This is a genomic window from Acidovorax facilis (assembly GCF_023913775.1).
Taxonomy (GTDB): domain Bacteria; phylum Pseudomonadota; class Gammaproteobacteria; order Burkholderiales; family Burkholderiaceae_C; genus Acidovorax; species Acidovorax facilis.
Genome location: NZ_JAMXAX010000268.1, coordinates 1 through 1,742, shown reverse-complemented (window position 1 = coordinate 1,742; position 1,742 = coordinate 1). Strand labels below are relative to the sequence as shown.

The 1,742-nt window shown below is 67.8% G+C and carries 1 protein-coding gene; it reads left to right on the top strand.

Going from position 1 to position 1,742, the window contains the following annotated elements:
- Positions 1–1,531, top strand: a 1,531-nt coding sequence (locus tag NFX52_RS30045) for a cyclic nucleotide-binding domain-containing protein (protein WP_252635996.1), incomplete at its 5' end; no start/stop codon positions are given.
- Between the last annotated feature and the right edge of the window lie 211 nt (positions 1,532–1,742).

Sequence of the window (1,742 nt, the reverse complement as noted above, 5' to 3'; positions counted from 1 at the left end):
CCTGGGGGCGCTGGCCGTGGCGGTGGCGGGGGTGTGGGGTGGTGGTCTGGGGGATGTGTTTGCACCCGCCGTGCAGCCCAGCCAGTTTGCCGGCCCGCTGTGGCCCGACTGGACGGGTGTCCCCTGGATGGCGCTGGCGCAACAGCACGGGTCGGACCTGGTGGTGCTGGCGCTGTTGATGGCGCTGGTCAACAGCCTGGAGATACTGGTGTTCAACCAGGAGCTGGAGCTGGACCACGGTCTGCGTGGCAACGCCAATCTGACCCTGCGCCGCGAGAGCCTGTTGGGCGTGTTGTGCGGGCTGGCCGGGATGATTCCTGCATCCACCAGCGCATCGCGCTCGCGCATTGTGCTGGCGCAGGCGGGCCCCTCCCGCGACGCACCGCGCTGGCATGCCGGCATCATGCTGGGCGTGGCAGTGACGGGCGCCTGGTGGCTGCACTGGGTGCCGATGGCCTGCTTGGCGGGTGGGCTGGTGCTGGCCGGGCTCATGCAGGTGCCGGGTCTCATGTGGTCGCTGCGCTACGCGCAGCGCTCGCGGGTGACCTGGGCGCAAAGCTGGCTGGTGGCGCTGGTGTTTGCCGTGATGGGCGGCGTGGGCGCGCTGGTTGCGGGCCTGGTGGTGGCCACTTTTGTGTTGCTGCACGACTCCGCCGCCAAGGTGCTGCGCCATGTGCGGCTCGATGGCGAACTGCGCTCGCGCCGGCTGCGGCGCGCGGGGTCGGACACCTGGCTCTCGCCGCGCATGAACCAGGTGGCTGTGTTTGAACTGCAGGGCGTGATGTCGTTCGGCGTGGCGGCCCACTTGGCCGAGCAGGTGCGTTTGCTGCTGCAGCCGCGCCACCGCTGGGTGATTCTGGATGCGGGCCGCGTGCCCGCCTGGGACAGCACGGCATTGGCGCAGCTGCGCGCGCTGGTGCGCGACCTGGGCCAGCAGGGCATTGCCGCTGCCGTGGCCGCGCTCGATCCTGTGGCCGCTGAGCATGCAGGCGACCAGGTACGCGCCTTTTCCGACCTGGACCGCGCCTTGGAATGGGCCGAGGCCGGCATCCTCTCGCAACGCCCCATTGAGCAACGCCCCGCGCGTCCCGAAAGGGATCTGCTGGGCGAGATCGGCGAGGGCGTGCCCCGGGCGGCGGCCAATGCCCTGATGGCCGTGCTGGAGCCTCTGGCCGTGCCGCCCCACGGGGTGGTGTTCAGCGCGGGAGACACCGACCACGACCTGCTGGTGGTGAAGTCGGGCCACATCACGCTGGTGACCCAGTGGCCGCCCGACAAGGGGCTGCGCTTGGCCACGGTCGGGCCGGGCATGGCGTTTGGCGAGATGGCGTTCCTCAACGGCGCTGCGCGCAGCGCTTGTGCGGGGTCTGAGCGGGGGCCTGCGCACCTGGTGCGCCTGTCGCGGGCGCACTTTGATGCCTGGGCCCGGCAATACCCCGAGGCAGCGCTCACCGTGATGAATAACCTCGCCCAGATCGGGGCGAGGCGTCTGGCGGTGACCACACACCAATTGCGGGCGGTGTTGGAGTAATTTTGAATAGAAAGTGCCACTAGCGCTTGACGGATAAGCGCTGATAGCTATTAAAGATGTAGCTTATTGCTGTGACTTGCTCAAGGCGGTTTCAAGTCCAAGTGCAACAATCAAGTTAATGGACTGAATCGGGCTGTTGGGCCAAGCGAGCCAAATGCTCGGCATACACCTCAATAGGCTTGCTCCAGCCCAAAGTCATCCTGGGGCGTCC